A 24304-nucleotide genomic window follows, 5' to 3' on the forward strand; every position below is an offset into this window, starting at 1 on the left:
CACTCCGGGACGTCCGCGCGACGCTTCGGCGCGGATCACGGCGCGATGGTGGTCCCGACCTCGCGCCGGTGCCCGGCCGGCCGGCACCGATGCCGCCCGAAGCGACCCGGATACGTCCTGACCAGGCAAAACCCTCTGTGATGCACGTTAGTCGAGCGGTCCGGGGGCTTCGCTGTGCCTTGGGCACCAACCCGCCGCGCGGCTCCCGGGCGGGGATTCGTTCGTTACAGTCAGCTGTTCCGGGCGCCACACGCCCGACATCTCGGACAGTGGTCGCGCCGGGCGCGAGCGGGCGTCAGTCCCCCCAGTCGGTGCGCACCGCCGCCGCCTCGCGGATGTGGAAGTGTCCCTGGGTGTCCCTGGCGGGGTCCTCGGCCCGGGTGCTGGACCGGTCCACCACCACGTGCTTGCCGAAGTTCTCCACCAGCGGGCGGCCGACGTCCCGGCGCAGCCACAGGCGCAGCAGGTGGCGGGTGTGGGCGAAGTCGGCGCCGTTGACGAACTCGGTGCGCGAATGCAGCGCCGCGTAGTTGAGAAGCCACTGGATGTCGCCGGGCTGGAAGTCCATGTCGAGCGCGACACCGTCGGAGTAGGTGATCTCCTCGATCAGCGCGAGCGCCTCCCGCTGCGGCCCGGTGAGCGGCGGCACGCCCGGGTAGCGATGTGCCGACTCGATCATGTCGGCGCCCGCGTACATGCTGAAGCAGCCCTGGGTCCAGCTGACGATCGGCGAGGTGTAGGTGTCCGCCGGTGCGTCCGGGTCCTGCCGCCGCCAGTCGTAGTGCCAGGGCTCCAACAGCAGCGGAGCCAGGTCGGGGCGGCGCGCGAGCAGCTCGTTGAAGACCGTCGCGCCGCTGACCAGGCTGCTCAGGCCACCGGACGCCGGCGGGCGCAGGCACATCAGCGCCACGGCGTCGGAGCTGTCGGAGTGGTAGGGCAGCTTGTCCCGGGTCCGCGACGGCAGGCCGCCCTCCTCGTAGGCCTTGTCCGACACGCCCACGATGTGGTCGATGAGGTCACCGAGCTCGTTCTGGCGGATCGGTTCACCCAGGTGCAGGCCGATCAGGTAGAAGATCGCCGCGGCCAGGGTGTCGTCGTACTCCTCCATCCGCAGCCCGCGGATGAGGACGAAGCCCCGGCCGGAGTCCATGTCGACGCCGAACCGGCGGATGGCGTCGGAGGCGGCCGTGAGCGGGTACTGCGCGGCGTTGACGGTCCGCAGGTCCGGGTCGTCGGCGATGAACCGCCGCCCGACCTCCTCCAGCTCGGCCACCTGGTCCGGGCCGAGCCGGAAGATCCAGTCGTCGGTGCGGGACAGTTCGTCGCCGCGCCAGACGAACGGCCCGGTGACCGGCTCCAGCGTGGTGGTGATGGTCATAGGTGTGCTGTTCCTTTCCCTGTCCTCTTCGCTATGCCCAGGAGCCTCGCTGTACCCGGGAGCTTCGCCGTGCCCAGGAGCTTCGCCGTGCCCAGGAGCTTCGCTATGCCCAGGAGCGGGGTACCCGCAGGTTGGCCCGGTCGAGCAGGGCCGCCGCACGGTCGCGGGCCGCCGCCCACAGCGCGTCGGAGTCCACTGTCGTGACCCGACCGCCCCGCACCACCTGGCGGCCGGCGACGAGCACGTCACGCACCGTGTGGGTCGGCGCGTTCCACACCAGCTGGCGGGCCAGGTCGCCGACCGGCACCCACGCCGGGTCGTCGGTGCGGAAGACGACGATGTCCGCCTGCAGGCCCTCGACGAGCGCTCCAGTCACCTCGCCGAGGCCGATCGCGGCCGCACCGTCGACGGTGGCCAGCGCGAACGCCTCCCCCGCCCGCAGCGGGGCGACACCGTCCGCGGGGGCGTCCCGCGACAGCCCGGCCAGCAGCCGCGCCGCGTCCAGGACGTCGACCCGGTCACCGGCGTTGTGCGAGTCGCACCCCAGCGCCAGCCGGCCACCGGCCCGCCAGAACGGGACATGCCGTCCTGCCCTGGTCAGTCCCTGCCCGAGCCGCAGGTACGCCCACGGGCAGCAGGCGACAGCAGTGCCGGTCGCGGCGAGGATCTCGATCTCCGCTTCGGACAGCCACACTCCGTGGCCGAGCAGCAGCCGGGGGCCGAGCACGCCGAGCGCGGCCAGATGCTCCACCGGCCCACGCCCGCTGCGCCGCCGGTAGGCGTGGACGTCGTCGACGCTCGGCGCCAGGTGCAGGGTGAAGCCGGTGTCCAGGTCCTGCGCGAGCCCGGCGGCGCCGACGAGCAGCTCGTCGCTGGCGAGGTCGTGGCCCACGAGCGTGACCCACCCGCTGACCAGCCCGCCGGGCGGGAACGCCCGGACGACCTCGGCCTGCCTGGCGAGCACCTCCTCGACCGGACCGGAGTAGGGCAGCCCCGGCGCGTCCCAGCCCCAGGTGCCCAGCGTCGCCCGGATCCCGGCCCGGCGCAGCGCCGCACCGACCCGCTCCGGGTGGGCCACAGTGCCCGGCTCGACGATCGTGGTCACCCCGGCCCGCAACGCCTCGACCGCGGTGAGCAGCGCCGAGATCTCGTCGTCCGCGGGCAGGTGCGCGGCGTGCAGGGGCATCGCCCACTCGAAGATCGACGCCTGCGAGTCGATGTCGTCGGGGATGACGCTGCGTACCAGCGGATCCCCGGTGGTGTGCTGGTGGGCGTTGATCAGGCCTGGTGTGACCACACAGCCGGTCGCATCCAGCTCGGTGCTGCCGGGGAACGCGGCCCTGATCTCGCCGGCCGGGCCGACGCCCACGATCCGCCCGTCACGCACCGCGACCCCGCCGCCGTCGAGGACGCGTCGCCCGGTGTCCATCGTGACCACCTGGCCGCCGATGACCAGCAGGTCCGCGGGGCCGGCCATGCCGGTTGGCATGGCCTGATCCTTCGACGTCGGCCCGGTCGATGTCATGGTCCGGATGCTAGGAACAGGCCGGCGGCCTCCGTATGTGCTCCTGACACAAGAACCGTCCACACGGCTTCGGGCGAACCGCGCCGGACGCTGATCCCGCACACCCGCCGTTCACCGGCCGCGGCGGCTGCTGATTCGCCCGTCAGGATCCGTTGGCCGGTGGGTTTCGCCCGTCAGGATCCGTCGGCCGGTGGGTGTGGAAGCAGCCGCGCGGCCCACGCTCCGGTTCCGATCAGCCTGGCGGCCTCACTCTTGATGATCTCGATGACTCTGGTGGCGAAGCCGGTCGGCAGCTCGAGGTGGGTGGTCACGGCGATACCGAACCGGGTGGCGAGTGACGGGTCGTGCAGCGGAGCCGCCCGCAGGACACCGGCGTCGATCTCGGGCCCGCAGGCCGAAAGCGGGAGAACACCCCAGCCGTAGCCCGCGCCGATGAGGTCCTTCATCACCTGCAGCGAATCGGTGACGAACCGTGCGGTGATCCTCAGCTTGAGCCGCAGCGCCGTGTTCTCGACGCTGGTGCGCACGCCGGTCGCGCTCGCCGGCAGCACCAGCGGGTGTGCTGTCAGCTCGGCGAAGCTGACAGCACGGTCCGGCCGCAGGTCGGCGGAGCCGGCCCCGACCACGAGAAGGTCCTCCTCCAGCAGATCCTCGTAGAAAAGCCGCCCATCCGAGAGGGGACCGATCATCGCAATGTCAACCACGCCTTTGAGGATGCCCTCGACGAGCTCCTCGGTGCCGGCGACGGTTATCTGGAAATGCACCTTGGGAAACGCGGCCCCCAGGCTTTCCAGAAGCGGCACGGCCAGCACTCCGGCGGCGGTCGTCGGCAGCCCGATATGCAGGCCCCGCTCGATGCGCGCGAGCGGGGATCCGACATAGAGCATCGCGAGCTCGAGCTGGCGCAGCGGCGTGGCCGTGGTGGCACGCAGCCGCTCACCCTCCTCGGTCAGCTGCACACCGCGAGCGGTCCGCAGGAAGAGCGTTACGCCCAGATCCTCCTCCAGCAGCCGAATGTGCCGGCTGAGCGCCGGCTGGGCGATCCCGAGAACGCTGGCGGCGCGGCTGATGGAGCCTTCGTCCGCGACGCGCAGGAAGTAGCCGAGCCGATGGGTGTCCACGTCTAGGAGGTCACGCCCGCGGCACCTGGTAGCCACCGCGGGTGATCAGGCGGACCGGATCGGTGCCGTCCCATTCCGCGCAGGTCCGCGAGATCCGGTCCAGCTGCACGAGAAACTTCGGAGTCTGTTCCACCACCTCGGTGTAGAAGCCGAAGTCCGCGCTGGTGTCGAAATAGGCCACCCGGAAGGAGCCGCTGGCGCTTTCGCAGGCGAGTTCGTAACCCAGCCGCTCGTAGTGCGCCTTCCTGCCCTCGTAGTCCGGCGTCACCGTGCAGAGCTGATGCAGCGCCGACACCCGGCCGCGCCGCCATTCCCGGTAGATTCCGGGGCGGTCGCAGAGCTGCTTCACGAGCTCGATCTGCACCGGCCCGGCCTGCGCCACCGCGACCTGGATCGTCACGGTGGCGGGCTCGCCGCGGTAGGTGGCGTGCTGGTCGACGACCGGCATGACGTGGAACGGCCCGACCCCGAAGACCTGGGCCCACCTCGCCGCGGCCTCCAGCAGATCGTCGACCAGGAAGCCGAGCTGGAAGAACCGGAACTCGCCGGCCGGCCCACCACCGGGATCACTGACCGGCCAGTCCTGTTCGAACAGTGAATGTTCCGGCCGGCTCATGACGCGCTGCCTTCCTGAGTCACCACCGGGCGCACGAGCACATCCTGCACGACGGTCGCCACGAGCTGCCCGTTCTCGTCGCGGATCGTGCCTCGCGCCAGGCCCCGGCCGCCGCTGACCGCGAGCGCGTCCTGGGTGTGCACATGCCACCGGTCGAAACGACTGGGCCGGTGCAGCCACAGGGCATGGTCCAGGCTGAACCCGCCCAGCCTGCCTACTGCGGCGAGGTCGGGGTAGGACCGGAACACGATGTCCATGAGGAAGTAGTCGCTGGCATAGGCCAGCAGCGCGGCGTGCAGCGCCGGGCTGTCGCCGACAGCGCGCGGCAGCCGCATCCAGTGCGACCGGGAACCGTGCGCCGGTGCCCCGCCGAGGAAGGTCGGCGGCTCCCCCATACGGATCTCGACCGCCGGCGGCCGCTCGATCCAGGAGCGGCTGGCCGCACCCGGACCCGAGGGAACCTTCTGCGCCCACTCCTGGATGGACGGCAGGTCCTCGGGACGTCCCGGCTCGACGATCGGGCCACCAGGCACACCGGACTCAGACCCGACAGCGACCGCGGGCGACCTGGTCACGTCAGCCGTCGCGGTGCCCGCCCGGAAGCTCGCGAAGGCTTCGAGGAGGGGGCGACCGCCCTGCAGCAGGGTGACCCGCCGCGTTGCCGACGAGCGTCCGTCGCGTACCCGCTCGACCTCGATGTCGATCGGATGCTCCGGGACGCCGGCCTCCACGAACGCCGCGTGCAGGGACTGCACGGTCATCCCCGGCGCGGTTGCGCTCGCCGCGGCCAGCGCCTGCGCGAGCAGCTGCCCACCGAAGATCCGACCGGGAAACTGGCCGGGCGCCGACCCGGCACGGAACCTGTCCTCGCCGACCGGGTCCAGCTCCAGAGCCCGGAGAAGTCCGTCGAGTGAGCCGAGAACTGCCGGTGCATGGAGACTGCCAGCGGGCGGGGACATGCCCCAACTATGCAACACACGAGTACTTCGGATCAGAGGTCGGGCCCGGGTACCGGGGTTACCCCGTCACCACGGGCCCGGCAGTGGGCACATCGTCGGCGGCAAGGCGCTCGCATCGTCGCCTGCCCCACTCGCCCAGCGCGCGGAGTGCCTCGTTGAGGGATGTCCCGTGCTCGGTGAGGGAGTACTCGACCCGGGGCGGGACCTCTCGATACACCTCGCGGTGAACCAGGCCGTCCTCCTCCATCTCGCGCAGATGCTGGATGAGCATCTTCTCGCTGACGCCGGGAAGACCGCGCCGCAGCTCCCCGAACCGCCGGGTTCCGTGATTGTTCAGCTCCCAGAGGATCAACGACTTCCACTTCCCTGACACCACGTCCATACCAGCGTCTATGCCGCAGACGTAGGGACCGCGCCGCGCGCTCGTCGCCATCAGGCCCTCATCCCCTCTTCAGCTGCTCACTTACCTTCTGGTGAGTATTGAACAAAATCGTAGGTACTTGCCGGAGAGGAAGGCGCGGATGGAAGGTCGGGAGGCACGCCCTTCCAGACCACCACCACAGAGCAGAGGCCAGTTCATGACGACCCGCACGACCTTCCTGGGCCTGGGAGCGATGGGCAGCGCACTCGCCGCCACCGCTCTCGACGCCGGCCGACCATCCGTGGCATGGAACCGCACGCCAGGCCGTGCACGGGCTCTCGGTGAGCGTGGCGCAACCATAGCCAAGACCGCGGAGGAGGCGATCACCGGCGACGGAACGGTCGTCGTGTGCCTGTTTGACCATCGGTCGGTGCACGCCGTGGTCGATCCGCTCGCCGCCAGCCTGGCTGGACGCACCCTGATCAATCTGACGACGACGACGACGCCGACCCAGGCTCGCGGGCTCGCGGCATGGGCGGCGGAGTACGGCATCACCTACCTTGACGGCGCCATCATGGCTGTTCCCAAGATGATCGGCCGGCCGGGTGCGGCAATTTACTACAGCGGCCCCGAGGCCGCATTCGAGGGGAACCGGGAGCTGTTCGACCTGTGGGGTCAGAGCAACTATTTCGGAACCGACCCCGGCATGGCCTCGCTGCGCGACATGGCGATGCTCGTCGGGATGTACACGATGTTCGCGGGCTTCCTGCACGGAGCGGCGATGGTCGGCGCCGACGGCGTGCCGGCAGCCGAGTTCGCTCGACAGCAGGCGCCTTTCCTCGCCGCCATGACGGGCCAGCTGGCCGGCCTCGCTGAGACAGTAGACACCAGGGACTACGCCGGGGCAGGCCAACAGAGCCTCGAGTTCACCGAAACCGCGCTCGCCTCGCTGGTGACGGCCAGCCTCGACCAGGGCGTCAACGTCGAAGTGCTGCGGCCTGTACTCGACATCGTGCGCCGGCAGATCGTCTCCGGGTATGGCAGGCAGGGCACCGCTCGAATCTTCGAAGAACTCAGGGAGTCCCGATGAGCGGCGCGAACGGCCTGTCCCCCGTCACGGTCGTCGGCCTGGGCCCGATGGGTCAGGCGATGGCCACGGCCCTGCTACGGTCCGGCCATCCGGTGACGGTGTGGAACCGCACCGCGGGGCGCGGCGCCGACCTGATAGCCAGGGGTGCCACGCTGGCACCCACACCGGCGGCCGCGGTCGCAGCCAGTGAGCTGACCATCCTCAGCCTCACCGACTACCAGGCGATGTACGAGATCCTCGGCCCGGTCACCGGGAGTTCGCGGCGCTCCGGCGCTCTTGCCGGCAAAGTGCTGGTCAATCTCAGTTCGGACACGCCCGCCGCCTCCCGGGAAGCGGCGGAATGGGCGGCCGGCCACGGGGCCGGCTTTGTCACGGGTGGCGTGATGGTGCCCGCTCCCGCCGTGGGTGGTCCGGGGGCATACGTGTTCTACAGCGGTTCCGGCACGGTGTTCGCCGCGCACGAACCGACGCTCAGGCTGATCGGCGAACCCAGATACCTCGGGGAGGACCCAGGTCTGGCCCAGCTCTTCTACCAGGCAAACCTCGATGTGTTCCTCACCGCCCTGTCAAGCCTGCTCCATGCCACCGCGCTCATCACCGCCGCCGGCGTTCCAGCCGCCGACTTCCTGCCGGGCGCGCTGAACCTTCTGACCGACATCCCGGCGATGATCGGGGATGGGCGGGACCTCGGCCGGCTCCTCGAAGACGGCGAACACCCCGGCGACCTCAGCACCGCGCAGATGATGGGAGCCACGGCGGACCACATCGTCCGGACGAGCGAAAAGGCCGGCGTCGACACCCGGCTACCCAAAGCCGTCAAGGCACATTACGACCTGGCCATCGCCGCAGGCCGCGGCACCGAGAACTGGACCGTTCTCTACGAGATTCTCAAGGCAGCCGCGGCCTGAGCGCGGTCATGCCGCGCCACGGCCGTCGGCGTTGCGGCACCACGGCGGCACCCGCCGCGACATGCTGCTCACCTGGCGCGACCGGTGGCACCGGCAGCGTGACGAGCACGGGAGGGTCTCCGGTCGCGCCACAACGGCGTGCACTGTTCGCCATACGTTGGTAAGTGTGGTGTCCAGTCAGCCGACAGACACGAACGGAAGGTGTGGACTGTGCCTAGGCAGAGGCCGCCGGGCGGGCCGGCCGGTGACGGAGGCGGGGCTTCGGTCGCCGATACGGAGGGCACCGGCCCGGTCCGCGGGCGGTCCGCCGATGACGCTTCGGCCCCTGTCACCGCCGGCGGCCGGCCGAAGGGTGGTCTGCGGGCCGCCCAGCGGGCGTTCACCCATGCGAGGTTCATCGACTCGGCTGTCATCGAGTTCACCGAGCGTGGGTACGCACGTACCACGGTCGACGACATCCTTGCCAGAGCCGGCACAACACGAGCCACCTTTTATCTTCATTTCCGGAGCAAAGCGGATATTCTCCGTGAGCTGTACGACCGGGTGATGGCCGTGTTCGACGGCATCTACGCCGACCTCGACGGTCTCGGATGTGATCCGACACTGGACGGCATCCGGGCCTGGCTCCGGCTGGATGTCGAACGTTGGGCACAGGTCCGGCACTACGCCGTCCCGCTGGCCGAAGGCGCGGTCATTGAGCCTGAGATAAGGGCGCTCGTCGAGCAGGGCTTCGAGTATCACATCCAGTCTCTCGCCCAAGCGCTGTTCGCAGGCCGCGAGGACGTCAAACCGGAGGACGCCGAGCTCGCCGCCATCATCCTGCTGAATCCACTGATGAACTTCTACGACCGCTACATGCACGGACGACTGACGGACACCGAGCGGATGATCACGCTGGTTGCGGCCGCCTGGATGGCGATCATCAAGGTGCCGGGCCGGTGACGGCGTAGCCAGATCAACACCACGACGCCGTGCCCGTCGACCGGGCGGACTCCGCACGACGTCCGAAGTCCGAAGTCCCGACCGGGCCCGGCCGTCTCGACGGCCGGGCCCGGTCCAGGCTGGGCTGGGCTGGGCTGGAGCAATCCCGGTCGATCCGCGCGCAGCTGCCGTTCGACGCGTGCCGGTGGGCCCGTTCGGACGTCACGATGACCCCACGCCACCGAGCCGGCGGGACTTCGAGCGGATCAGGACCAGCAGCGACGCCGTTCGATTCGACGAGACGCCCGGTCTTCCTGATCGCCGGAGGGACCGAGGGCTGGGAGTGACTGAGGGCTGCCTCCTGCATCGAGCCACCGAGCTCGCAGGGCCAGGCCAGGGGTTCGACCGAGGGAACTAGGCAGACACAGAAGCCATTGACTAGACACTGTATCTACCTTATGGTCACCCCACTGGACAGCGCAGTCCTCGGCGGCCGGCCCTCCTGATCGAGCGCCACGCGCGCTGCGGCCCGCTGCTGGCCAGAGGTCGACGAAGCCGGTCCGAACGCTCCCGCGAGCGTCGATTGCTACATCAAATATTCAATATTTTCCTGGCGCGCCTGCTTGGGCAGGTGAGCCCGCCCGGGAGCCACCGCGCCCTGTGGCACCTCGGCGGAGCGTTCGCACATTCCGCCACGTGTCGCCTGGGGGGCCGTGGCACCTGCGAGGGAGTATCCGATGGATGTCTCACGATTAGTCGTCATGGTCGCGGCCGCGACGGCGCTGGTGACCGGAGCCGCGGCCTGCGGGGGTGACGGTGGTTCCGCCACACCGGCCAGCGGGCCGACCGTCACCGACGCCGCCGTCAAGGCCGGGCCGCCGAACGGCTGGAGCGACGGCGGAGTCACGGTCGACGCAAGCGAGCTGAAGTGCGGGCTGACCGCGTCCGATCCGACCCGCGGCATCACCGACACCTCCATCAAGGTCGGCGGCCTGGCCTACCTGACCAGCCCCAGCGGCAGCACCATGGCGGGGACCGAGGCCGGCGCCAAGGTGCGCTTCCAACGCGAGAACGACGCCGGCGGCATCAACGGCCGCACGATCGACTACATCGGGACCCTCGACGACGGCAACGACTCCGCCCGCAACGTGAGCCAGGCCAAGGTCCTCGCGGACCAGGAAAAGGTGTTCGCCGTCGTCCCCGAGATGACAGCCCACGCCAGCTACCTGGACACCTTCTGCAGCGAGGGCGTGCCCTTCTTCGGCTGGGGATTCAACGCCGGCTACTGCGGCAACACGATCGGCTTCGGCATCACCGGATGCCTCACCGACCTGCCCAGGACCACGTCGTCGCTCTACGGGATCATGGTCCAGTCGATGCTGGGCGGTGACGCCAAAGGCGCCTCCGTCGCACTGATCGGCAACGACGACGACTCCTCCCGGACCGGCCTGGCCGACGTCAAGCTGCAGATCGAATCCGTCGGAGCGAAGGTCGTCTACGCCGAGGCCCCGGTTCCCTACGCCGGCCTCGCCGACGCCACCCCGATCGTCAGCAAGATCATGGCCTCCGCCGACGGTGCTCCGCCACAGGCAGTCGTCTACACCACCGACTTCACCTCGACCACGAAGCTCATCCAGGCGCTGACCTCGGCCGGTTTCAGCGGCGGGCAGCTCAGCCCCCTCGGCTACGACCCACGACTGGCCGCGGCGAACTTCGCCGGGCTCCAGAAGTCGTACACGCTGCTGCAGTGGTCACCGACCGAGGACGCCTCGTCGGACGGCGTGCGCCAGCTCATCGCCGACTTTCAGAAGTACGCGCCCCAGGAGGCGATCAGCCTGCCCGCCATGGCCGGCTACTGGGCCGCCGACCTGTTCGTCGACGCCGCGACGAAGACCGGCCGAAACCTGACGGTCGACAGCCTCCTGAAAACGCTGAACAGCGACTACAGCTACTACGTCGACGGCGCGGTGCCGCAGACCCGGTACCCGCTCAACCACGTCGTCAACGCCCCCTGCGGATCACTCGTGCAACTCAACGGGACGAAGTACGACGTGATCAGCAAGCTTTCCTGCGGACAGGTCCTCAAGAAATAGTGACCATTGCGGCGCCATGCCTCGCGATGAATCTCGGGAAACGACCGCGTGTCGGTTTCCGGTGCCCCGTCCGGCCAGTGCTCGCCGCTGACGCCGCCATCGGCTGTAAACGGAGGACCTGATGGTCGAGTTCAATCCCTACGATGCCGTGACCTGGGCGGATCCCTACCCGACCTACGCCGCGCTACGCGCCGAGGTGCCCGTCTACCGGAATGATGACCTGCAGTTCTGGGCCTTGTCCCGGCATGCCGACGTGCTGGCCGCGCACAACGACTGGGAGACCTACTCCAGCACGGGTGGGGTCACGATCGAGGGGATCGAGAAGGATTTCCCCATGCTGGTCGTGAAGGATCCGCCGGACCATCACTGGCACCGCAGAATCGTCAGCAAGGTGTTCACACCACGGCGGATGTCGGAGCTGGAGCCGTTCATCCGCCGCCAGGCCAGGGAGCTCCTCGACGCCCAGCGGGACGCCACCGAGTTCGACATCGTCGGCGAGTTCGCGCTCCCGCTGCCGCTGGAGATCATCAGCGAGCTGTTGGGCATCCCCGTCGAGCACCGCATGACCGTGAACCGGCTGTCGGACCTGCTCACCGAACGCGGACCGGACACCGACCCGAACCAGTTCGCCGAAGCCATCGGTGGCCTGCTGGCTCTCTACCTGGAACTGGTCGTGGAACGGCGCCGGAAGCCACAGGACGACGTCATCTCCATGATCATACAGACGGAGGTGACGGACGACGAGGACGGCCGCACCCGACGCCTGTCGGATGAGGAGATCGCCTTCCGGTTCCTCGAGCTGGGCACGGCCGGCCACGAAACCGTCGCCAGGGCGATTCCCAACGGGCTCATGGCGATGACCCGCTTCCCTGACCAGGCCCGGATGCTGCGCGACGACCCGTCGCTGGCGACGAAGGCCGTCGAGGAGACGCTGCGTCTCGACCCACCGTCGCAGCTACAGGGCCGCACCACCACCAGGGACGTCACCCTGCACGGCGTCACGATTCCCGCCGGTGCGAAGGTCATGCTGGTCACCGGCTCGGCGCTGCGCGACGAGACCGTCTACGACCGCCCCGACGTCTTCGATCTCACGCGCCAGCACCATCCGTCGACGCTGTTCTTCGGTTTCGGTATCCACCGATGCCTCGGCGCGCATCTGGCCCGCCTGGAGATAAAGATCGCGTTCGAGGAGATCTTCGCCCGCTATCCGGAGTTCCATCTCGACCTCGACCGCGCCGAGTGGCAGGTCTCCACCAACGTGCGCGGTGTCAGCCGCCTTCCCTTCGTCGTCGGCCGGGCCAGCGCACCGGTCCCCGCGGGAGCGTGAATGAGCGTCAACGCTGACCTTTCCGGCCGCCGGATCCTGGTGGTCGGCGCCTCGTCCGGAATCGGCCGGGCGGTGGCTTTGTCCGCCGCGGCGGCGGGCGCGCGGATCGCCGTCGTCGGCCGGCGGGAAAGCCTGCTGGACGACCTGGTCAAGGAGGCCGGCGGCGGTGTCCCGATCGTCGCGGACGTCAGCGACGACGCGTCCGCGAAGCGGGCCGTCGCCGAGGCCGTGGCCGGGATGGGCGGTATCGACGCCGCGCTGCTGCCGTTCGCGTGGTCCTCGGTCGGCCTGCTCGCCGACGCTGACCCCGACGTCTGGAACAGGACCTTCGCCACCAACGTGACCGCACCCACCCTGGTGACCCGGCACCTCGTACCGGCCCTGGCCGAGGGCGGGTTCATCGGCTATGTCTCCTCGACCAGCGCGGCCAAGCCCATGCACGGCATGGGCGCCTACGGTGCGAGCAAGGCCGCCCTCGAGCACTCGATCCTCACCTGGCGCCTCGAGCACAGCGACGTCCGTTTTCTGCGCATCGTGGTCGGGCCCACCCTGCCGACGGACTTCTACCGCGACTACGACTGGGAACTCGTCAACAAGGTCACCCCGCGGTGGGTCGAGCACGGCCTCCTGGAGGTCAACTACCTGGCGGTCGACGAGGTCGGGCAGGTCGTCGCCGAAGCGGCGGCCTGGATCCTCGCGCACCCCGCGGTCGTCGTCGAGGACCTCGTCCTCAAGCCACCACTCAAGATCATGACAGCCGCCGCGGTCGCCGCGACCGCCGCCCAGGCCGACGGCTCCCTGCCCGAGGGCGCGGCGGACAACGCGCTGGGCAAGGTCCAGGCCGACCGCCAGGCGGAACGTGCGGCCGAAGAGCACGGGCACGCCCGCGCGTAGCACGCGAGCCATGCACCGACATGAACCTGTCCGCGGGGTCGGAGATCCCGCGGACACGACACAGGGAAGGACAGCCGTGGGAAAGCTGGACGGAAAGGTCGTCTTCATCACCGGCGCGGCCCGGGGCCAGGGACGCAGCCACGCCATCAGGCTGGCCGGCGAGGGCGCCAGCATCATCGCCGTCGACATCTGCGCGCAGATCGACAGCGTGCCCTACCCGCTGGCGACCCCGGACGATCTGGCGGAGACGGTCAAGAGCGTCGAGAACCTCGGCGGCGCGATCGTCGGCGTCCAGGCGGACGTCCGTGACCGCCCGGCGCTGCGGGCAGCGCTCGACGAGGGACTGGCCCGGTTCGGCCGGCTCGACGTCGTCTGCGCGAACGCGGGCGTCTGCCCGGCCGTCGACGCGACACTGGCGGCGGGTTTCGTCGACGGCATGGACGTCGACCTGATCGGGGTGATGAACACCGTCGCGATCAGCCTGCCACACCTCGGCTCCGGCGCCTCGATCATCGTCACCGGCTCCACCGCCGGGATGATCGAGGGCACCACGGAGCGGATGGGCAACACCGGCGGTGTCGGCTACTCCCTCGCCAAGCAGATGATCGCCCGGTATGTCGAGGTGCTGGCCCTGCAGCTGGCGCCGGCCATGGTCCGGCTGAACGCGATCCACCCGACCAACGTCGACACCCACCTGCTGCACAACGAGACCATCTACAAGGCCTTCCGCCCGGACCTGGAGCATCCGACGCGGGAGGACGCCGAGCTCGCCTTCCCCGCGATGCAGGCGATGCCGATTCCCTACATCGACCCGAGCGACGTCTCCGCGCTGGTCTCGTTCCTCGCCAGTGACGAGTCCCGCTACATCACCGGGCTCAATCTGCGGATCGACGCCGGAGCGATGCTGAAGGCGTCCCCCGTCTGATGTACACGCTGAGATTCGACATGCGCGCGCCCGAGACGGGGGCGCCGGCGCGGGAGCTGTACGCGGCGGCGACCGACATCGCGGCGTGGGCCGAGACGCGCGGGTGCGTGAGCGTGCTGCTCTGTGAGCATCACATGTCGGAGGACGGCTACCTTCCGTCACCCATGATCCTCGCCGGGGCGATCGCGGCACGCACCTCGACCGTGATGATCACCATCGCCGCGCTCGTGCTGCCCTTATACGACCCGATCCGCCTCGCGGAGGAGATGGCGGTGCTCGACATCGTCAGCGGCGGGCGGATGACCTACGTCGCCGGCATCGGCTACCGGCCGGCCGAATACGAGATGTACGGGATCGACTTCCACCGCCGTGGACGGATCGCCGACGAGAAGCTCGCGCTCCTGCTGCGCGCGAAGACCGGCGAATCCTTCGAGCACGACGGCCGGCGCATCCGCGTCACCCCGGCCCCACTCACTCCTGGCGGCCCGATGGTCGCCTGGGGCGGCGGCAGCCCCGCCGCCGCCCGCCGCGCCGGTCGGCACGGCATCGGCTTCTTCGCCCAGAGCGGCGACAAGGAGCTGCAGGTCAGCTACGAGGCGGCGGCACGCACGGCCGGCCATGAACCCGGCATGTGCATCCTGAACCCGCCCGACGAGCCCAACACCGTCTTCGTGGCCGAGGACGTCGACCAGGCCTGGGACGAGCTGGGGCCCTACCTGATGCACGACGTGCGCAGCTACGCCGCCTGGAACGGCGGCGACACCGCCACAGCCAGCCTCTCGTCCGCGCGGACGGCGGACGAGCTGCGGGCGGAGCGGCGCAGCCACCGGATCCTGACCGTCGACGAGGCCGTGAACCGGGTCCGGGCCGGCGGCATCCTGCAGTTGCACCCGTTGGTCGGCGGCCTGCCGCCCGACGTCGGCTGGCGCTATCTGCGGACCGTGGTCGAGCAGGTCCTACCGGCGGCCCAGCCCCCGGCCGCATCGGCCTGACGCCACCGCGGACCGGCGTCCGACCCTCCGCCGACAGCGCACTCCGGTCTGCCCCGGCCGGCCTCCGCCCGGCTGGAGAAGCGCCCCTCTCCGACGGCGACCTCATTTCATTAGGAGCCCGTGTGACTGATCTGTCCGGGACGGCGGCGAAGCCCGCCTACGACCCATCCATGGTCATCGGTGGGAAGCTCGTCGGCGCGGCCGACGGCGCGACCTACGAGAACATCAACCCGGCGACGGAGCAGGTGCTCGGGGTCGCGGCCGACGGGTCGGCCGCCGACGCGGACGCGGCGATGGCCGCGGCCCGTGCCGCGTTCGACGAGACCCCCTGGTCGACCGACCTCGAGTTCCGGCTGCGGTGCCTGACCCAGTTCTCCGAAGCGCTCGAGCGCCACAGGGAGGAGCTGCGTGACCTGGTGGTCGCCGAGGTCGGCACCCCGGTGGCCCTGACCTACGGGCCGCAGCTGGACTCGCCACTGGAGATCGTCCCGTGGGCGGTCGAGACGGCACGCTCGTACGCCTGGTCGGTCGACCACGGCGTGAAGGAGGGCGGCTTCGGCCCACCCACCCAGCGCTACGTCACCCGCGAACCCGTCGGTGTCGTCAGCGCGATCTCCCCCTGGAACTACCCGTACCAGATCAACCTCGCCAAGATCGCCCCAGCCCTGGCCGCCGGCAACACCGTCGTCCTCAAACCTGCCCCTGACACCCCTTACACCGGCACCGTCCTCGGCCGGATCGCCCTGGAGGAGACGGACATGCCCCCGGGCGTGTTCAACGTCCTGACGACCGCCGACAACACCGTCGCCGCCCTGCTGACGAGCGACCCACGGGTCGACATGGTCTCGTTCACCGGCTCGACCGCCGTCGGCCGAGCGATCATGTCCGCGGCCGCGCCGACCATCAAGAAGATCTTCCTGGAGCTCGGTGGCAAGTCCGCGCACATCGTCCTCGACGACGCCGACCTCTCGAAGATCGTCCCGATGGCGACCGCGCACGCCTGCGGCCACTCCGGCCAGGGATGCGCGATCCACTCCCGGCTCCTGGTGGCCCGCCCGCTCTACGACCAGGCCGTCGCCATGCTGACGGAGACGTTCACGAACTGGCCCTACGGCGACCCGACCAACCCGGCCAACCTCGCCGGACCGCAGATCAGCGCCGTCCAGCGCCGTCGGGTCCTGAATCTCATCCAGAAGGGTGTCGACGAGGGCGCCCGCCTCGTCGTCGGCGGGGGTGTCCCCGCTCATCTGCCGGCCGGGTTCTACACCGAGCCGACCCTCTTCGCCGATGTCGACCCCGACTCGGCCATCGCCCAGCAGGAGTTCTTCGGTCCCGTCCTCGTCGTCATTCCGTTCGACACCGACGACGACGCCGTGCGGATCGCCAACAACTCGATCTACGGCCTGTCCGGCGCCGTCGACTCCGCCTCCCTCGAACGCGCCCGCGCCGTCGCCCGACGCGTCCGCACCGGCGTCATCAACGTCAACGGCGGCCAGTTCTTCTCCCCCGACATGCCCTTCGGCGGCTACAAGCAGTCCGGCGTCGGCCGCGAGATGGGCCTCGCCGGCTTCGAGGAATACCTCGAGACCAAAGTCATCGCGGAAGGCACCTGAACTCCCTCCGACCACAACGCATGAGATCGCGGTCGGTGAGCCTTCTCCGCGGCTCACCGATCACCGCGGCCTGGGCGGCCCGTTCGCGCCCCGGCCACGCACGGCCGTAATGCAGGCAGGCAACCTCGACACGTGGACTCATAGAGTCATCAACAGCTGCGGTCATTTCCGGCTGAACGGCAGCTTGGCTGTCAGCCAACCGACCAGTTCCTTCGGGTTGCGCGACTGCGTCCACACCCGTCCCGGTCCGGTGAACTCGAACACGAGACGCTCGCCGGACTTGAGCGACTGGATCAGACTGGAGCTGATCTTGCGGGTGGTGTAGGACACGCTGTCGTCAAACGCAACCAGATGGCCCGAGTCGAGGACGAACCGCGTGCCGGCGGCGATGTCGACGATGTCGATCGCGCCGTAGCACGAGGCGACCACCTTTCCGGAGCCCGTTGCCCGGACGAGGAAGCCGCCCTCGCCGCCGGCCAGGTTCTTGAATCCGCCCCAGGCCGTCTCGAGCTCGACGCCGTCGGACGACGACAGCCACGCGCCACGCGCCAGACTGACCGCTCCGGCGGCACCGGCGTCCGAATCGCCCAGGTCGATGACGCAGACGTCACCGGGCAGGTTCGCCGCGACGTCGACCCACCCGCCTTCCGCGCCGGCGGTGAACCGGGTGATGAAGAGCGACTCGCCGCCCAGCACGCTGCGCCTGAGGCCTTTCAGCAGCCCGCCGTTCGTGCTCGACTCGATGGTGACGGCATCCGCGTGAGCCATCATCGCGCCCGACTCGGCCCGCACCGTCTCGCCGGGCGCCATGCCCAGGCGCGCGACCGCGAAGGACGGGCTGTGCCGGATGTCGACCTGCATGCGGCCACCACCTGATCTCAAAAATACGATTAACGGTATTTCTCGACCAGCTACGCCGCCGAATATATAAGTGACGCAATGGGCCTGTACATGAATACAGGTGATTAGCAGGACCACGCTGCGGCCGACTCGGATGGACACCGCTGATCGCCGCTTCGTGGGAGTGGCCGGTGGCCTGACCGCTGCCGACGTCGCCGTCGCCGTCCTGTGGACCTGAACGCCATGGCCAGGCCCTGCGCCACGGCCAGACCCTGAGCCACGGCCAGACCCTGAGCCACGGCCAGGCCCAATGCCACCGGGCATACCCCTGTCAGGTCATCGCCGGGTAGTCGGTGTAGCCGCGGTGGTCACCACCGAAGAAGCCGCTCCGGTCCGGGTCGTTGAACGGGCCGCCGGCGATCAGCCGCGCCGGCAGGTCCGGGTTCGCCAGGAAGAGGGCGCCGTAGGAGATCACGTCCGCGGTTCCATCCTGGACGAGGTCCAGCTCGGCCGGGCCCGTCGGCTCCGGGAGGGTGTTCGGGTTGAGGATGAACGTTGCCGGCCACTGCGCGCGCAGGCTCGTGGTGAGATCGCGCTGCCCGGCGGTCTCCATGACGTGCAGGTAGACCGCGCCCAGACCGGCGACGGCGCTCACCAGGCTCTTGTAGGTCAGGTCCAGGTCGTCCTCGGCGATGTCGTGCAGCGGGTTCCCCGGCGAGATCCGCAGGCCGACCCGGTCGGCACCGATCGCACCCACGACCGCGGCGGTGACCTCGACCGCGAAACGGATCCGTCCCTCGATCGAGCCGCCCCAGCCGTCGGTGCGCTGGTTGACGTTGGTGGAGAGGAACTGGTGGATCAGGTAGCCGTTGGCCCCGTGCAGTTCGACGCCGTCGAACCCGGCGGCGATCGCGTTGCGGGCGGCCCGGGCGAAGTCCTCGATCGTCTGCGCGATCTCGGCCTCGGTCAGGGAGCGTGGCATCCCGAACGGCTTGAACCCCTCGCGGGTGTACATCTCCCCCACCGCCGCGATCGCCGACGGCGCCACCGGAGTCAGCTCACCGGGCAGCAGCGTGGCGTCACCGACGCGGCCGGCGTGCATGAGCTGCGCGAAGATCGCCCCGCCGGCTTCGTGGACCCGGTCGGTGACGGTGCGCCACGCCTCGACCTGCTCATCCGAGTGCAGTCCCGGGGTGTCCGGATAGCCCTGGCCGACGATCGAGGGCTGGACGCCCTCGGTGATGATCAGCCCGGCGCTCGCGCGCTGTGCGTAGTAGGTGGCCATCAGCTCGGTCGGGGTCCCGCCGGGGCCGAACGCCCGGCTTCGCGTCATCGGCGCCATGGCGATCCGGTTGGACAGGACGATGCGGCCGAGGCGGTGGGGGTCGAACGCGGTGGCCATCGCAAGAGCTCCTCATCGGATTCGGGTCGAGTCACCCACGGGCTACGCATGTGACGAACGGCCGGGCAGCGCCGCAACGAATACGCGCACTACCAGATCGTTGAGTCACTCACGTATTGCGCCGCAACTCTACCCCAATGCATGACTGGGTCAACCATGGAGTCAGCCGAGTAATCTGGGGGCGTGACGGATCGAGAGGCCCTCTTCGCCGAGGCGGGCCGCCTGGCGCAGATGCTCGTCGACATCGGCGAGCGCGCGAAGGCCGACTTCGCCTGCACGGTGGCCTCGTTCGGCCTGCCCGCGCATCTCGCCCGCGCGATCGTCGGCCTCACCACCCCCGCCCCCATGCGGGACCTCGCCGACCAGCTGGGCTGCGACCGCTCCTACGTCACCAGCCTGGCCGACCAGTTGGAGGAGCGCGGACTCGTCACCCGGGTCCCCGGCGAGGACCGGCGCATCAAGCTGCTCGCGCTGACCGACGCCGGCCTGGCACTACGCAACCAGATCGCCACCGCCGTCGCCGAGCGCAACATCATCCTCCGTCGCCTGACGGACTCCGAGCGCGCGGCCCTCGCCCCGCTGCTCGAACGCCTCCTCGACGACAGCGAGGACGGCGAGGACGGTGCCCAGTCCGTCCCCCACCGGGTCGCCGCCTGCGTTCCGTTCGCGATCGACTGCGTGCCCATCCCCAAGGCCGCCCGTCACCTGCCCGGCGAATGCCGGGGCGACGACTGACAGCCCCACCCACAACCGCCCCTGAAGTGCATCGGGGGGCACACCGCCCCTCGACCCGGGTGACACCACCGGCGGCGCGATCCGATCTGATCATTGTGTGTCGGCGACAGGAGCCGGGCAGTCAACAGGTGGCGCCGCCGTCCGTCAAGGGCGGGACGCTGGCGGCCTGTCGCGTCGACCAGCGCGCAGCCGAGTGGCTCGTCGGGATGGCGTGGAGGTACTCGTCGGGATGGCGTGGAGGTAGTGGTGGCGGAGCTCCGAGCAGTCTGCGGTGCTCCACCGGATCCTGTGCGCTCGGCCGGATGGTCCGGCATACCCCCGCCTCTTCGCCACGCGCTGGTGGGCTGCGCGCTGCTCGTCGGGCTGGCGGCCCTGTCCGCGGCGCTGCTGGCCCCGGGGCCGGCAGGGACCGCCACGACGGTCGTCGCGTTCGTCTCCGAGGTCACCGCCGCGGCGGCCTGCTTCTGGAGTGCCCGGCATGCCGCAGTGGACGATCGGCGATGGCGGGTGCTCATCGGCATGTTCGCAGCCGGTCTCGCCGGAGGTGCCCTCCTGACCACGGTGATCTTACTGAATGGCGACACGATCAGGTCCGCCGCGACCTCGGCGTTTCTCGGCCTGATCGCCTTCTACGGACTGGCACTGGCCGGGCTGCTGTACCTGCCCACCTATCCGGTCGAGGGCCGGAGCGCGCGCGGTCGAGACGGTGGCCTGAATCGATGGCACGTGATCGTCGTGCTGGACAGCCTCCTGATCGTCGGTTCGGTCCTCCTGTTCGAGTGGGGGACGTCGCTGGCGGCGATCGTCCGGGCAAGCTCGCCCGACCCCGCGCAGCTTCTCGTCGCGCTGGTCCACCAGCTGACCGCGCTCGTCCTCGCGACTGCCGTGCTGCTGATCGCCACCTTCCGCCGGCCACGGTCCCCGGCGACCCTGGCGCTGCTCGGTGGCGGCCTGCTCGGGTACGCCCTCACGAACAGCATCAACGTCTACCGCTACGCCCACGGTCACTACGACCTGCCGGCGTGGAGCCTGATGCCGCTCATCGTCTCGCTCCAGCTGATAACCCTCGCCGCGCTGGCACCGGCCAGCGCGGCTGTGGATCGGAACACCACCGTCGAGCCCGGTCCGCGGGCGATGTGGGCGCATACCGCCCTGCCGTACGCCGTGCTCGCGGTGACCGGCCTGGTGCCTCTCGGCAAGCTGGTCGCGGGCGTCCCGCTCAACCCGGTCGAAGCGTATGGCGCGGTGTCACTGCTGGTCCTGGCGTTCACCCGGCAGATGATCACTCTCGCCGAGAACACTCGTCTCCTCGCAGAGGTGCGAGAACGCGAGAAGCAGCTGAACTATCAGGCGTTTCACGACCCCCTGACCGGACTGGCCAACCGGGCGCTGTTCGCCCGACGCCTGCGGCACGAGGTCGACCCCGGCACCGAGGCGCGCGGCGGCGACACGGCCACCGGCGGCCAGGCCGCCGTGTCCGTCCTGTTCGTCGACCTGGACCAGTTCAAGCGGGTCAACGACACCTTCGGGCACGCCATCGGCGACGAACTCCTCAAGATCACCGCAGCCAGGCTGCGGGCCGGAACCCGCGCGAACGACCTGGTCGCCCGGCTCGGCGGCGACGAGTTCGCCGTCATCCTCGACGGCTCCGGCCCAGACGATCCGGTCCACGTGGCCCAGCGCCTCGCGATCACGGTGCAGACACCATGCCAGCTCGCGGGCCAGACCTTCCAGCCACGCGCCAGCCTCGGGCTCGTCACCCTCGACCCCGACACCTGGCCGATGACCCCCGACAGCCTGCTCCACCAGGCCGATCTCGCGATGTACGCGGCGAAACGCGCCGACACCACCAAACTCGTCATCTACAACCGCCGCCTGGGAGTCCACCCCGGACGCGATCCGCCGCAGATCCACTGGACGCCCAGCTGACCGTCGGATGGCACGTCTGTTTCGGGGAACCGGGCCGGCACCGTCGTGGCGGTCGACCACCCTTCGGGCTCGAACCGATCGCAGGGTTGCCGCGGGCGCTCCGTACGCGGCGGGCCGGCTGCCAGCGCCGGGATCAGGTCTCAGCGCTGAACAGTGCGGCGAACCGGCGGGCGAGGGTGGCCGCGTGCAGGTCGGTGAGGCGCCCGACCGGAATCTCCGCGACCGGGCCGGCCAGGCCCGCCACCAGTGCGGGCAGGCGGCGGCGCATCCGGGCTGGCGAGGCGCCCAGGCACGCGGCGGTGGCGTCGAGGCTGCCGTCCGTCTCCAGCCACGCGCGCAGCAGATCGACATCCGCGGGGGTCAGGCCGGCCAGTGTCCGCTCGGTGAAGGCCCTCAGGCGTTGCGGCGGGAGGCCGACGAGCAGCCGTTCCAGCCCCAGGTCGTCGAAGAGCAACGACGTCCGCTCCCGGTCACCGGGACGCGAACGGTCGTCCCGCGCCGAGGCACCGCCCCGCGCCGCGGTGGCGTCCCGTACGGGGTGGCCAGCCTGCGCGTGGCCGGCGCGCAGCAGGGCCAGGACCGTGTCCGCCGCGCCGAAGGAGGTGGCGGTCTCCGACGGGTCGACCGGGTCGCCCGGCACCACCGGCCCCGCGGCGGCGAGAACCGCGCCCGGTGAGCCGAGCTGGAAGGCGAGGTGCCGCGTCAGCCGGCCGAGCTCGGCCGGCACGTCACCGGACAGCAGCGTCCATGCCCGGTCACCGTCGCGAAGCACCGGGAAGCCGATCACCTCACAGGCCCTCACCCAGGCGTCCTGGTCGCTGCCGCGGTGCCACAGCGCCGCACCCGCGTGGGGGATGCGGACGTCCAGCCCGGCGCTCTCCGCGACGCGGACGAACTCGGCTGCCGGCCGGATCGCGCCATGCCGCAGGTCGTCGATCACCACATCGACCCCGCGGGCGAGGCCGGCGGCGTGGGCGTCGCGCCGCAGCGCCACGATGGCGAGCGCCGTGGCGGCGGCCTCGACCAGTCGATCGGCGTACGCCTGGTCGGCGTCGAGCAGGAGCGCGCCCAGGTAGCGCTGTCCGATGCGCACCGGGCCGCCGTGCCCGCGCCAGCCGTCCCGGCACACGACGGCGGCCGGGCCGAGCGCGGGACGGACCAGCAGGGCGGCCAGCGCGACGGCGGAGCTGCCCGCGACCGGCCCCCGCGGGGTCGACGGCTCGGACGCGGCCAGCAGCGCTCCGGTCAGGTCGAGCAGCCGGAACACCCGGCCGGTGGCGGTGGCGAGCAGGCCGAGCAGGGTGCCCCACCCCGCGCCGTCGAAAGCCGCCTCGACGAGGTCGGCTTCCAGCCCGGCCAGGTCCGGAGCTGCACGCACGGAAGCTGTATGCGCGGAAGCTGTCGGCAAGGAAGCCACCGGGGGCACGACTACCATGCCCCCGGTGGCTCGGTGGCGATGACGGCCAGCTGGCCGGGCAGCAGCGAACGGACAGCCCAGGGCACCAGGCCCACCTCGGCCAGCCACGACATCAGCACCGGCAGCTCGATCACTTCGGCCTCCCAGGTGTTCGCCAGCAGGGTCAGCGCCATCGACTGCGGCAGCGCGGCTTCGAGGTCGCGGCCGGTCGGAGGCTGCGCCGGGCGGTAGTAGTCGGAGATCACGACGAAGCCGCCGGGGCGCATCGCTCCCCTGGCTCGCAGCAACAGCGCCTTGGCCAGGTCGGCGGACTGCAGCCCGAGGACGTGCCCGATGGTCACCACCGCCGCCTCCCCGACGGGCAGGACGGCGTCCAGATAGCTGCCGGCCTGCACCTCGAGACGGTCGGCCACCCCGTGGGTGGCTGCCGCGGCCTGCGCGAACGGGATGATCGACGGCAGGTCGACGGCGAGAGCGCGCGCCCGCGGCCAGACCTGCAGCATCCCGATCGCCCACGGAGCGGCGCCCGCGCCGAGGTCGAGCACCAGCGCGTCCGGACCGGGATCGGGCAGGTCGGCGGCAACCGCGGCGGCGACCGCCCGCTGGGTGGGTGCGCTCGCCTGGGCGAGCCTCCCGTAGAACAGGCCGGCGTCGTCCTCGACGGACCGGGTCGGCCGGCCGCGCCGCAGGGTGGCCGACAGTTCCGGCCAGGCGGACGTCGGACCGGGCGAGAAGCGCAGCATGTCGGCCATGGACAGCTCGGAGCCGCGCAGCAGGAAGCACCGCGCCGCCGGGGTGAGCGCGAAACGACGCTCCCCGGCGGCCTCCAGCAGGCCGGCGGCGACCAGGTAGTCCAGGACGACGACGAGCCGCGTCGGCGCGACCTCGGTGCGCGCCGCGAGCTCGTCCACCCCGCCGGGCCCGTCCGCGAGCGCCTCGAAGACACCCAGGTCGAGCGCGGCGACGACCGCCCAGTAGCGGGTGTAGCCGGCGATGACCTCCCAGATCGGCAGCGGCGGGCCGGCGGGGAAGAGCGTCCCCTCCAGGTCCGGGCCGGCCTCGGCCCACGCCGCGTGCGCTCCCACCTGCTCCACCACATGCCCTCCGGGGGTACCACCAGGCCTCGCCGGACCTGGTCAGGCCGGATTCACCCGCGGGCGGCACGGCGGGAACGACAGCTCAGGCATCGTATGCACGGGATCGAACCGTTTTCTCCGCCGCCCGCCCGCGCCGGCGGCGAACGCGGCCGCGGCTGCGC

The 24304-nt window shown here is 70.5% G+C and carries 21 protein-coding genes; 11 read left to right on the forward strand and 10 right to left on the reverse strand.

What is annotated here, in order from left to right:
- Positions 1-295: 295 nt before the first annotated feature.
- From ACG83_RS18645 to ACG83_RS18670, 6 genes are all read right to left on the reverse strand, one after another.
- The gene (locus ACG83_RS18645; protein WP_054567498.1) at positions 296-1378 is read right to left on the reverse strand and encodes a TauD/TfdA family dioxygenase; all 1083 of its coding nucleotides are present in this window, start codon (positions 1376-1378) and stop codon (positions 296-298) included.
- A 103-nt stretch (positions 1379-1481) separates the two neighbouring features.
- Complete coding sequence (locus ACG83_RS18650) at positions 1482-2867, reverse strand: amidohydrolase family protein (RefSeq protein ID WP_063793127.1); 1386 nt, start codon at positions 2865-2867, stop codon at positions 1482-1484.
- A gap of 209 nt (positions 2868-3076) precedes the next feature.
- Positions 3077-4024, reverse strand: coding sequence for a LysR family transcriptional regulator (locus ACG83_RS18655; RefSeq protein ID WP_054567500.1), 948 nt, complete (start codon positions 4022-4024; stop codon positions 3077-3079).
- 10 nt (positions 4025-4034) lie between these two features.
- Positions 4035-4640 carry a VOC family protein gene (locus tag ACG83_RS18660; protein ID WP_054567501.1) on the reverse strand — a complete coding sequence of 202 codons (606 nt, stop codon included), beginning with the start codon at positions 4638-4640 and terminating at the stop codon, positions 4035-4037.
- Positions 4637-5599, reverse strand: a complete 963-nt coding sequence (locus ACG83_RS18665) for an acyl-CoA thioesterase II (RefSeq protein WP_054567502.1) — start codon at positions 5597-5599, stop codon at positions 4637-4639. The genes ACG83_RS18660 and ACG83_RS18665 overlap by 4 nt, the downstream gene beginning before the upstream one ends.
- 58 nt (positions 5600-5657) lie before the next feature.
- Entirely contained in the window at positions 5658-6032 is a 375-nt protein-coding gene (locus ACG83_RS18670) for a helix-turn-helix domain-containing protein (RefSeq protein ID WP_054567503.1), read from the reverse strand.
- Positions 6033-6177: 145 nt separating this feature from the next.
- On the opposite strand from ACG83_RS18670, the gene ACG83_RS18675 reads away from it, so the two are divergent.
- The 9 genes from ACG83_RS18675 to ACG83_RS18720 all read left to right on the forward strand — a co-directional run bounded on the left by ACG83_RS18675 (position 6178) and on the right by ACG83_RS18720 (position 16723).
- The gene (locus tag ACG83_RS18675) at positions 6178-7050 is read left to right on the forward strand and encodes an NAD(P)-dependent oxidoreductase (protein ID WP_054567504.1); all 873 of its coding nucleotides are present in this window, start codon (positions 6178-6180) and stop codon (positions 7048-7050) included.
- Positions 7047-7958 (forward strand): NAD(P)-dependent oxidoreductase, encoded by a 912-nt coding sequence (locus ACG83_RS18680; RefSeq protein WP_054567505.1) that lies wholly within the window; start codon positions 7047-7049, stop codon positions 7956-7958. Before ACG83_RS18675 ends, ACG83_RS18680 begins: the two co-directional genes overlap by 4 nt.
- A gap of 210 nt (positions 7959-8168) precedes the next feature.
- Positions 8169-8900: a TetR/AcrR family transcriptional regulator gene (locus ACG83_RS18685; protein ID WP_054567506.1), complete on the forward strand. Its 732-nt coding sequence runs from the start codon at positions 8169-8171 to the stop codon at positions 8898-8900.
- Positions 8901-9616: 716 nt separating this feature from the next.
- Positions 9617-10972, forward strand: coding sequence for an ABC transporter substrate-binding protein (locus ACG83_RS18695; RefSeq protein WP_054567508.1), 1356 nt, complete (start codon positions 9617-9619; stop codon positions 10970-10972).
- 121 nt (positions 10973-11093) lie between these two features.
- The gene (locus ACG83_RS18700; protein ID WP_054567509.1) at positions 11094-12299 is read left to right on the forward strand and encodes a cytochrome P450; all 1206 of its coding nucleotides are present in this window, start codon (positions 11094-11096) and stop codon (positions 12297-12299) included.
- Positions 12300-13193 (forward strand): SDR family oxidoreductase, encoded by an 894-nt coding sequence (locus ACG83_RS18705; RefSeq protein WP_054567510.1) that lies wholly within the window; start codon positions 12300-12302, stop codon positions 13191-13193.
- A gap of 76 nt (positions 13194-13269) precedes the next feature.
- Positions 13270-14118, forward strand: a complete 849-nt coding sequence (locus tag ACG83_RS18710; protein WP_054567511.1) for a mycofactocin-coupled SDR family oxidoreductase — start codon at positions 13270-13272, stop codon at positions 14116-14118.
- Complete coding sequence (locus ACG83_RS18715) at positions 14118-15110, forward strand: LLM class flavin-dependent oxidoreductase (protein ID WP_054567512.1); 993 nt, start codon at positions 14118-14120, stop codon at positions 15108-15110. Before ACG83_RS18710 ends, ACG83_RS18715 begins: the two co-directional genes overlap by 1 nt.
- Positions 15111-15280: 170 nt before the next feature.
- The gene (locus tag ACG83_RS18720) at positions 15281-16723 is read left to right on the forward strand and encodes an aldehyde dehydrogenase family protein (protein ID WP_054567896.1); all 1443 of its coding nucleotides are present in this window, start codon (positions 15281-15283) and stop codon (positions 16721-16723) included.
- A gap of 162 nt (positions 16724-16885) precedes the next feature.
- On the opposite strand, the gene ACG83_RS18725 is transcribed toward ACG83_RS18720, so the two are convergent.
- Both ACG83_RS18725 and ACG83_RS18730 read right to left on the reverse strand, forming a co-directional pair.
- Positions 16886-17584, reverse strand: coding sequence for a TIGR00266 family protein (locus tag ACG83_RS18725; protein ID WP_054567513.1), 699 nt, complete (start codon positions 17582-17584; stop codon positions 16886-16888).
- A 310-nt stretch (positions 17585-17894) separates the two neighbouring features.
- Positions 17895-18965 carry an alkene reductase gene (locus tag ACG83_RS18730; RefSeq protein ID WP_054567514.1) on the reverse strand — a complete coding sequence of 357 codons (1071 nt, stop codon included), beginning with the start codon at positions 18963-18965 and terminating at the stop codon, positions 17895-17897.
- A 183-nt stretch (positions 18966-19148) separates the two neighbouring features.
- Between ACG83_RS18730 and ACG83_RS18735 the strand changes: the two genes are divergently transcribed.
- Together ACG83_RS18735 and ACG83_RS18740 are read left to right on the forward strand one after the other, a co-directional pair.
- Positions 19149-19700, forward strand: coding sequence for a MarR family winged helix-turn-helix transcriptional regulator (locus ACG83_RS18735; RefSeq protein WP_054567515.1), 552 nt, complete (start codon positions 19149-19151; stop codon positions 19698-19700).
- A gap of 288 nt (positions 19701-19988) precedes the next feature.
- Positions 19989-21629 carry a GGDEF domain-containing protein gene (locus ACG83_RS18740; protein ID WP_063793128.1) on the forward strand — a complete coding sequence of 547 codons (1641 nt, stop codon included), beginning with the start codon at positions 19989-19991 and terminating at the stop codon, positions 21627-21629.
- 133 nt (positions 21630-21762) lie between these two features.
- On the opposite strand, the gene ACG83_RS18745 is transcribed toward ACG83_RS18740, so the two are convergent.
- Both ACG83_RS18745 and ACG83_RS18750 read right to left on the reverse strand, forming a co-directional pair.
- Positions 21763-23007 (reverse strand): hypothetical protein, encoded by a 1245-nt coding sequence (locus tag ACG83_RS18745; protein ID WP_076824545.1) that lies wholly within the window; start codon positions 23005-23007, stop codon positions 21763-21765.
- Between the two features lie 50 nt (positions 23008-23057).
- The gene (locus ACG83_RS18750) at positions 23058-24143 is read right to left on the reverse strand and encodes a class I SAM-dependent methyltransferase (protein WP_054567517.1); all 1086 of its coding nucleotides are present in this window, start codon (positions 24141-24143) and stop codon (positions 23058-23060) included.
- Between the last annotated feature and the right edge of the window lie 161 nt (positions 24144-24304).

The sequence above is a fragment of the Frankia sp. R43 genome, from assembly GCF_001306465.1.
Taxonomy (GTDB): Bacteria; Actinomycetota; Actinomycetes; order Frankiales; family Frankiaceae; genus Parafrankia; species Parafrankia irregularis.

Coding starts and splice junctions, on each gene's coding strand:
- ACG83_RS18645 (WP_054567498.1), bottom strand. CDS start 1,378: ATGACCATCACCACCACGCTGGAGCCGGTCACCGGGCCGTTCGTCTGG.
- ACG83_RS18650 (WP_063793127.1), bottom strand. CDS start 2,867: ATGCCAACCGGCATGGCCGGCCCCGCGGACCTGCTGGTCATCGGCGGC.
- ACG83_RS18660 (WP_054567501.1), bottom strand. CDS start 4,640: ATGAGCCGGCCGGAACATTCACTGTTCGAACAGGACTGGCCGGTCAGT.
- ACG83_RS18665 (WP_054567502.1), bottom strand. CDS start 5,599: ATGTCCCCGCCCGCTGGCAGTCTCCATGCACCGGCAGTTCTCGGCTCA.
- ACG83_RS18670 (WP_054567503.1), bottom strand. CDS start 6,032: ATGGCGACGAGCGCGCGGCGCGGTCCCTACGTCTGCGGCATAGACGCT.
- ACG83_RS18675 (WP_054567504.1), top strand. CDS start 6,178: ATGACGACCCGCACGACCTTCCTGGGCCTGGGAGCGATGGGCAGCGCA.
- ACG83_RS18680 (WP_054567505.1), top strand. CDS start 7,047: ATGAGCGGCGCGAACGGCCTGTCCCCCGTCACGGTCGTCGGCCTGGGC.
- ACG83_RS18695 (WP_054567508.1), top strand. CDS start 9,617: ATGGATGTCTCACGATTAGTCGTCATGGTCGCGGCCGCGACGGCGCTG.
- ACG83_RS18700 (WP_054567509.1), top strand. CDS start 11,094: ATGGTCGAGTTCAATCCCTACGATGCCGTGACCTGGGCGGATCCCTAC.
- ACG83_RS18705 (WP_054567510.1), top strand. CDS start 12,300: ATGAGCGTCAACGCTGACCTTTCCGGCCGCCGGATCCTGGTGGTCGGC.
- ACG83_RS18715 (WP_054567512.1), top strand. CDS start 14,118: ATGTACACGCTGAGATTCGACATGCGCGCGCCCGAGACGGGGGCGCCG.
- ACG83_RS18720 (WP_054567896.1), top strand. CDS start 15,281: ATGGTCATCGGTGGGAAGCTCGTCGGCGCGGCCGACGGCGCGACCTAC.
- ACG83_RS18725 (WP_054567513.1), bottom strand. CDS start 17,584: ATGCAGGTCGACATCCGGCACAGCCCGTCCTTCGCGGTCGCGCGCCTG.
- ACG83_RS18730 (WP_054567514.1), bottom strand. CDS start 18,965: ATGGCCACCGCGTTCGACCCCCACCGCCTCGGCCGCATCGTCCTGTCC.